7 protein-coding genes are annotated in these 7,296 nt (G+C 67.1%); 3 read left to right on the top strand and 4 right to left on the bottom strand.

All coding sequences use genetic code 11. The features are described from left to right. Positions 1-162: 162 nt before the first annotated feature. Both AC2W7A_RS07385 and AC2W7A_RS07380 read left to right on the top strand, forming a co-directional pair. Positions 163-1,248: an HAD-IC family P-type ATPase gene (locus AC2W7A_RS07385; RefSeq protein ID WP_485990787.1), complete on the top strand. Its 1,086-nt coding sequence runs from the start codon at positions 163-165 to the stop codon at positions 1,246-1,248. A 149-nt stretch (positions 1,249-1,397) separates the two neighbouring features. Further along, entirely contained in the window at positions 1,398-1,736 is a 339-nt protein-coding gene (locus AC2W7A_RS07380; RefSeq protein ID WP_485990786.1) for a YtxH domain-containing protein, read from the top strand. Between the two features lie 67 nt (positions 1,737-1,803). Here the strand turns inward: AC2W7A_RS07380 and AC2W7A_RS07375 are convergent, their stop codons facing one another. Further along, positions 1,804-2,688: a hypothetical protein gene (locus tag AC2W7A_RS07375; RefSeq protein WP_485990785.1), complete on the bottom strand. Its 885-nt coding sequence runs from the start codon at positions 2,686-2,688 to the stop codon at positions 1,804-1,806. 237 nt (positions 2,689-2,925) lie between these two features. Continuing rightward, complete coding sequence (locus AC2W7A_RS07370) at positions 2,926-4,332, bottom strand: LLM class flavin-dependent oxidoreductase (protein ID WP_485990783.1); 1,407 nt, start codon at positions 4,330-4,332, stop codon at positions 2,926-2,928. A 484-nt stretch (positions 4,333-4,816) separates the two neighbouring features. Between AC2W7A_RS07370 and AC2W7A_RS07365 the strand changes: the two genes are divergently transcribed. After that, positions 4,817-5,941 (top strand): amidase domain-containing protein, encoded by a 1,125-nt coding sequence (locus AC2W7A_RS07365; protein WP_485990782.1) that lies wholly within the window; start codon positions 4,817-4,819, stop codon positions 5,939-5,941. A 318-nt stretch (positions 5,942-6,259) separates the two neighbouring features. Here AC2W7A_RS07365 and AC2W7A_RS07360 read toward each other — a convergent pair whose 3' ends face one another. Next, positions 6,260-6,697, bottom strand: a complete 438-nt coding sequence (locus tag AC2W7A_RS07360; protein WP_485990781.1) for an IS3 family transposase — start codon at positions 6,695-6,697, stop codon at positions 6,260-6,262. Further along, positions 6,690-7,001: a transposase gene (locus AC2W7A_RS07355; protein ID WP_485990780.1), complete on the bottom strand. Its 312-nt coding sequence runs from the start codon at positions 6,999-7,001 to the stop codon at positions 6,690-6,692. Before AC2W7A_RS07355 ends, AC2W7A_RS07360 begins: the two co-directional genes overlap by 8 nt. Between the last annotated feature and the right edge of the window lie 295 nt (positions 7,002-7,296).

Genomic DNA, 7,296 nt, shown 5'->3' with positions numbered 1-7,296 from the left:
CGGAGCGCTGATCGACGTGGAGGCCGTCGGGGTCCGGGCGGCCGACCAGCTCTCCGCCCCGGTTGTGCGGAGCTGGCGGACGCCGGGCTGCGCACGATCCTGCTGTGCCCGCACGGACCACCCCCTGGCCCGGGGGACCGGCTGCGGCCCGGGATGCGGCCCGTGGCGGTGCTGACCTTCGCCGAGGACGTCCGGTCGGACGCCGCCGAGACCCTGGGCTACTTCCGAGAGCAGGGCGTGCAGATCAGGGTGATCTCTGGGGACAATCCGCGCACCGTGGCCGCCGTGGCCCGCGAGGTGGGGATGGAGCTGACCGGCCACGCGGTGGACGCTCGGGAGCTGCCGGAGGAGCCGGGCGAGCTGGCGGACATCATGGACGCACACGAGGTGTTCGGCCGGGTGGGGCCGGAGCAGAAGCAGGCCATGGTGAAGGCCCTGCAGTCCCGCGGACATGTGGTGGCGATGACCGGGGACGGCGTCAACGACGCCCTCGCGCTGAAGTCCGCGGACCTGGGCATCGCGATGGGCAACGCCGCCCCGGCCACGAAGGCCGTGTCCCGTCTGGTGCTGCTGGACGGGAAGTTCGCGCGGCTGCCCTCCGTGCTGAAGGAGGGCCGCCAGGTCATCGCGAACATGGAGCGGCTGGCCCACATCTATCTGACGAAGACCACGTACGCCGCCCTGTTCGGCGTGGTGTTCTCCATGCTGTTCTGGCAGTTCCCGCTGCTGCCGCGCCAGGCCTCCACCGTGGACTTCCTCATGATCGGCCTGCCGACGTTCTTCCTGGCGCTGCTGTCCAATCCCCGGCGCTACGTGCCGGGCTTCCTGCGCCGGGCCCTGCTGTTCGCCGTCCCCTCGGGCACGGTGATCCTGCTGGGCATGGTGGCCCTGGGCGCCTATGTGCGCGGGTTCGCCGCAGGCCCCGTGGCCGAGCCCCAGCAGCAGGCGGCCGCCATGGTGACCCTGACGCTGATGGGCCTGTGGGTGCTGACGGTGATGACGCGCCCGTTCACGAAGCGCACCGCCGTCCTGGTCCTGTCCATGTACGCCCTGCTGGCGCTCGTGCTGGCCGTGCCGGGGTCCCGCTGGTACCACCTGCTGGAGGTCCCGTCCCCGGACCTGCTCGTGGCGGCCGTGGGGATCGCGGTGGTCGGATGCGTCCTGATCGAGCTGATCCACCGCGTCCACCATGCAAGAGTGGTGAGGCCCACTCTGCATGTCGCCTCACCTGGGACGTTCTCGGGCTGACCGCGCACGCCCTGGGCTGAATCCGCGCCAGGACATTGACCTGGCGCGGAGGGTGCCGCGAGAGTAGGGCATAAATGGTACGTGGGCGCCAGAGCGGAGCCACTCGGGTCCGCCGTCCACGGCCACAGCGTCTAGAGAAGGAGACGGACATGCGTCTGATCACTCTTGGTGTCGGTGCCGCCCTCGGCTACTTCCTCGGCTCCCGGGAGGGCCGCCAGAACCTCAACAAGATGACCGACAACGCCCAGAAGTTCTGGAACGACCCGAAGACCCAGGACAAGGTCTCGAAGGTCCAGGGCCAGGCCACCCAGAAGTGGGAGCAGGCCAAGTCCTCGGACAAGGTCCAGAACCTGACCTCCACCGTCCAGGACAAGGTGGGAGAGGCCAAGTCCACGGTGTCCGGCAACGGCACCGTCTCGGCCGACGCCGACGTGGTTTCGGACCCGTCCACCCCGATGTCCGCCGAGGGCCCGGCCGGCCAGCGCTGAGCCGCCGGCGCCTCAGCGCGACGAAGGGCCCCGACCGTCACGGTCGGGGCCCTTCGTGTGTGTGGAATCAGCCCTCGGCCGGGGCGCTCGGACCGGAGGAGGTCTCCTCCTCGGCCGGCGCCTCCACCTTCTCCACCGAGCCCCAGTCGGAGAAGGCGAGCTCGGTCGTCTCGTCCGAGTCGGAGTCCTTGAGTTCAAGGGCCACGAGCCGGCCGTCCTCGTCCACGAGGAAGGCCTGCAGCTCGGACATGTCCACCTCGTTGAGCGCGGAGTCCGCGGCGCCCTCGCCGTCCTCGTCCTTCGTGTCCTCGCTGTTGTCGTCCGCGGACTTGGCGACATCCTCGGGCACCTCGTAGCGGTAGGCCTTCCGACCGTCGCGGTCGACCTCCTGGCGCTCGGCGTCGGCGTCGTCGAGCGCGCCCTCGGCCGGGAGGCCGTCCATGAGGTCGTCGCGGACGCTCTTCATCATGCCGCGCTCGTCCTCGGGGATGTCCTGCTCGATCCACTTGTCCCCGAGGCCCAGCATGGACGTGGTCTGCTCGTCCATCTCCTCGCCGGCGACGTCCATCCTGATGTAGCCCTTCTCGCCGACCTCACGGACGGCCATGGTCATGTCCATGTCCCCGCCGGTCATCTCCATGGTCATCTCGGCGTTGGGCTCCGTGGTGAACCCGGACAGGTCGAAGGTGCCGGAGGTGGGCTGCTTCCCCTGGTCGGCGTCTCCGCCCTTGTCCTCGCCCTTATCGGCGTCCCCGCCCTGCTCGGACATGGTGCTGGTGATGCGGAACGACTCGGCCTCCTGCAGCTGGGTGCGGGCCTCGTTCCAGGCCTCACCGGCCGGGACGTCCCCGCCGCAGGCGGAGAGGACGCGGGCTCCGGCCGCAGCCATCGAGGCCAGCCCGATCACGCGAAACGGCCGGGCGGCGGTGGGGGTCGGGCTCGGTGCGGTCATCTCGGATCGGTCCTTCCGTCGGGTCGCAGGGCCGGAGCCGGCCCGCGGATACAGCGCGTTCAGAATCCTTCCGAGCCTAACCGTGGCCCCCGTCTCCGGGACGGACCCCACCGCGGGCGTCCCGGCAGTCGGAAGCGCCTCCCGGCGGTGCCCCACCGCCAGGGGTGGGACGCCGCCGGGAGGCGAGGGTCCGTCGTCGTGCCCGGAGGCTCCGTGGGAGCCTGCCGGCGGCGCCGGTCAGTCCAGGGTGACCTGGGCGGCCCGGTGGGTCGGCTTCACCCGGTCCCCGGCGCCGAACAGCTTCTGCCGCAGGGTGCCTTGGGTGTAGGCGGTCTTGTAGCGGCCGCGGGCCTGGAGGGCGGGGACCACGTGCTCCACGACGTCCTCGAAGGTGCCGGGGGTGATGTGGTAGGCGAGGTTGAACCCGTCCACGTCGGCCTCCTCCTGCCAGCGGATCAGCTCCTCGGCCACGGTTTCACCCGAGCCGACGGTCACGGGGCCGAACCCGCCGATGCCGACCCACTCGGCGAGCCTGCGCACGGTCCACTCATCGTCCGACCCGGAGGCCTTTTTGAAGGTCTCCACGGTGGACTGGATGGCGTTGGACTCCACGTCCCCGATCGGCTCGTCCAGGTCGAACTCGGAGAGGTCGATGCCCATCCAGCCGGACATGAGCACAAGCCCACCCACCGGGTCCACGTACTGGGCAAGGTCCTCGTACTTCGCCTGCGCGGCCTCGTCCGTGTCCGCGGTGATCACGGTCTGCATGGCGAAGACCTTCACGTCATGGCGGTCGCGGCCGGCGGCCTCCACAGCGTCGCGGATCTTGGCCACGGTGCCCTTGGCCAGCTCGAGGGTGGGGGCGTTGATGAAGACAGCCTCGGCGTGCCTGCCGGCGAAGGCGCGTCCGCGGGTGGAGGCCCCGGCCTGATAGATCACGGGCGTGCGCTGCGGGGACGGCTCGGTGACGGCGTGGCCGGGGACGGAGAAGTACTCGCCGCGGTGATGGATCTCGTGCACCTGGGACGGCTCCACGAACACGCCGGACTCCCGGTCCGCCTTCACGGCGTCCTCCTCCCAGGATTTCTCGAGCAGCTTGTAGACGACATCCAGGTACTCGTCCGCGTGGTCGTAGCGGGCATCGTGCTCCATCTGGTCCGCCTGGCCCATGTTCTGGGCGGCCGAGGGCAGGTAGCCGGTCACCACGTTCCACCCGACGCGGCCGCCGGTGAGGTGGTCCAGTGTGGCGAGGCGACGGGCGAAGGGGTACGGGTGTTCGTAGGCGGTGCCGGCGGTGACGCCGAAGCCGAGGTGCTCGGTGACGGCCGCCATGGCGGAGACGAGGAGGAACGGGTCGTTCACGGGGGTCTGGGCGCCGGAGCGCAGCGCAGCCTCGGAGGTGCCGCCGTACACGGAGTACGGGCCGAGGACGTCGGCGATGAACAGGCCGTCGAACAGCCCCCTCTCCAGGGTCTGGGCCAGGTGCGTCCAGTAGCCGAGGGTGTTGTAGTCGCGGGACCGGTCCTCCGGGTGCCGCCACAGTCCGGGCGACTGGTGGGCCACGCAGTTCATGTCGAACGCGTTGAAGAGGATCTGCCGGGGGGTGCCGGAGTCGGGGGCGCCGGGGGTGTCTGCGGTGCTCATGCGGTTCTCCTTCGCCGAGTCTCGTGCGGGGGCCGGCCTCGGCAGGGCTGCGCGGGGCCGGGCGGCTGGCACCATGCAACGCCTCCGGCGGCCACCGGCGGTAGTCGGGTGCCGTCCGGAGTTCACGACGACGGCGCCGCCGCCTCCGGCACGCCCGGCACCGTGTTCGTGACGTCGCCGCTCGGGGATCCCGGCAGGGACGGGGCCTCAGGTGGCCGGTGTGCTCTCGCGCCACCGCGGGACGGGGAGGGCTGAGAACCGGGTTGTCGAGACCCCGTCCTGGACGGCAGCGGGATTATACTCCGCAGCGGTGCTCATTGCACCTAGAACCGGAATGAGACCGTAGGTCCAGGACCTATGTACAGAGTCTCGTCCACCTTTGTCCACATCATCTTCAGGGCATCCCGACGGCCACCCACCAAACATACAATTCAAGCTATCTGGGGTCTAGGAGACGACCCCCCCCTATAGAGAGGGTGTCAGCATGCGCCCCTTTGTCAGAAGCCAGAAGCTCGCCGCCGCCGTCACTGCGGCCGTGATTCTCGCTACAGGAACCTCAGCAACAGCCACCGCCGCAGGGCCTTCTCCCACATCACCGAACTCGCCGACAACTCAGCTCTCCATTCAGCAAGTTCAGGCAATCGGCGAAAGTCTGGCCGCCTCACTCGAGTCGACTGAGAAATACAACTGGGGAGTCCAGGGAGAGCTTCCTGCGCAATTTATGAAACTGACACCTACTGCGGTCAACGACTGGGCAAGCTTGTCCCAAGAGCTACGAGATGGTGCCGAGGAAAGCGATGGACTTGTTTCAATCGAAAATGTCGCCGTTGATATTGTCGATGTCAAGACTGAAGTGAATCCAGATGGAAGAACTATTGCCATCTATGATGTTCACTTCTTGCGCGATGTTACCGAACTTCCGGAAAGTGATGACTGGGAAGAGGTAATTCCCTACCATGTCGAACTTAACTCGCGAGGCGAAATCACTGGATTGGTGGCCCGCGATCTTGAATGGCACCTCGCTAATGACATCCCGGAGCACGACGTCGATCCCGAGGACCCTCTCAACGAGGGCAGCGCAACCGGGATCGCTGCATCACCGGAAATCTCAGCCGGGACAGCACCCATAGAGCCGATCACGGCTCCCCCCAAGGGGGATCCGGCGCCGGGGCAGCCACCCCAGCCTGGCACCACCTCATTGCAGCAGTCCCCTCTGCACCTCAGCACCAGCTCCAAGGCCAAGTCCGTGAATTACGCATTGGCGTGGTGGGACAGGCGAAATAGTGCCTACCCCACAGATTACGCCAACGACTGCACCAATTTCGTATCTCAAGCCTTGAGGGCTGGCGGCTGGAGTCATGCCATCGGGTGGTACACATTGGACTCTGCATGGTGGGGCCGAAACTCGGGCCTCCCGAAGGCATCCTACACATGGGGTGGAGCCGAGAATTTCTACCGTTTCGCACGTGTTAAATCAAAGCGAGCCACTGCTCTTCGGTACGTCTCCAGTATGGTACCGGGCGATGTCCTTCAGTACAAGGGCAAAAATTCAAAGGTCATGAATCATGCAATGATTGTTACACGTAAAATAGAAATGTTCCGTATTTGACTTATCACACATCCAATACGAAGAACAAACCGTTCACTCGACTGAAGGGTATGGACGTGGTCTGGTTCGCCCACAGAATCTAATACTCACAGCGCGCCCGGCAGGAGTCGCACACATTTTTCCTTGAGTGGCGGTGCGGCTCTTCTGAATTCGCTTTCCGCCTGCGACCGTGCTGGCGAACAGCCCTGCGATGGTGGGTTGCCTCAGGGCACTGCGGACAATGCAGCCCAAGTTCTCCTCCAGGCAGCAGCAGAAGGGAGTCCCGGGCTGGCCTTTCAGGGCGCAACGGACATGAATGACGACTCAACCATGCATGCGTCACTCACCGACCTGAAGGCCCGAATGAACGCAGTGGACGTGGACCCCAGCCGTCCGTTGACGCTTATGCACGGTGCCCCGGGTGAGTTGGAGGCTCGTCAGTGCCGTCCCGACTGGTGCCGACATTGGGGTCTGATGATGTTCGACGTCTTCGAACTCGACCGGCAGGTCCAGCCCGATCTCGCCGTGCACACGCCGATGGTTGAACCAGTCGATGTACTCCGTGGCCGCGGCGAAGTCTCGCTGGAGAAGATCCGGGCGGTGATTCGGGCCGTGGCCTGGGACCGTGGTCCTCACTGCCTTCGCGCGGCTGACCCCGCGCAGGCCTGCGGCCTGCAGAAGCCGCTCCACCGTGTATTCGGCCGCCTGCAGGCCCTCCCGCCGCAGTGGCGCGTGGACCCTCCGGACCCCGTAGACCCCGTCGTCGGCCTCATGCACCCGCCGTGAAGAAAGCCGGCGCCGAGCGCAGGATCGCGTTCGCCCGCCGTCGTTCACGGTTCTGCTTCTCCAGCTCGGCCACCCGGGCGGCTTGGCTGGTCGTGACCCCGGGGCGGTGGCCGTGGTCGATCTCGGCTTGGCGGATCCAGGTGCGCAGCGACTCGGGATCGATCCCGAGCTGTTCTCCCACGCGCCGGAATGCTCCGGTCCTCGTGGCAGGGTCGTGACGGGCTTCCAGGGTCATCCGCGTGCCGCGTTCGCGGAGCTCGTCGGGGTACTTCCGTGGTGCGGGCCTGCTCGGCATCCTTCCGTTGGATCAGAGCCACCACCAGACCCGGAGCGATTCAGGCTGTGTGCCCGCGACCGCACTGGGTGGCGGGGTGCTGGCAGACACAGGGGCCTGGTGGCTCCGCTCGTTGCCTGGCCGGTGCTGACCTTCACCGCCGCACTCGTGTTCTTCGGACTGACGCGGGGCATGATGAAGCGCCCTGGGTTTCGTTCCGAGGTCAGGACGCAACGGGCGCTGAGTCCTGATCGTGAGTGTAGGCCACCTCGACCTCCGCGGGAGTGCGGTAGCCGAGCCCCTCGTGCAGGCGGGC

The organism is Micrococcus sp. LASM2_SD2 (assembly GCF_057364565.1).
This window is presented reverse-complemented; position numbering and strand designations above follow the sequence as displayed.

Excerpts from the sequence above, each read along its gene's own strand:
- AC2W7A_RS07375 (WP_485990785.1), bottom strand. The coding sequence starts at position 2,688 with ATGACCGCACCGAGCCCGACCCCCACCGCCGCCCGGCCGTTTCGCGTG.
- AC2W7A_RS07380 (WP_485990786.1), top strand. The coding sequence starts at position 1,398 with ATGCGTCTGATCACTCTTGGTGTCGGTGCCGCCCTCGGCTACTTCCTC.
- AC2W7A_RS07370 (WP_485990783.1), bottom strand. The coding sequence starts at position 4,332 with ATGAGCACCGCAGACACCCCCGGCGCCCCCGACTCCGGCACCCCCCGG.
- AC2W7A_RS07365 (WP_485990782.1), top strand. The coding sequence starts at position 4,817 with ATGCGCCCCTTTGTCAGAAGCCAGAAGCTCGCCGCCGCCGTCACTGCG.
- AC2W7A_RS07355 (WP_485990780.1), bottom strand. The coding sequence starts at position 7,001 with ATGCCGAGCAGGCCCGCACCACGGAAGTACCCCGACGAGCTCCGCGAA.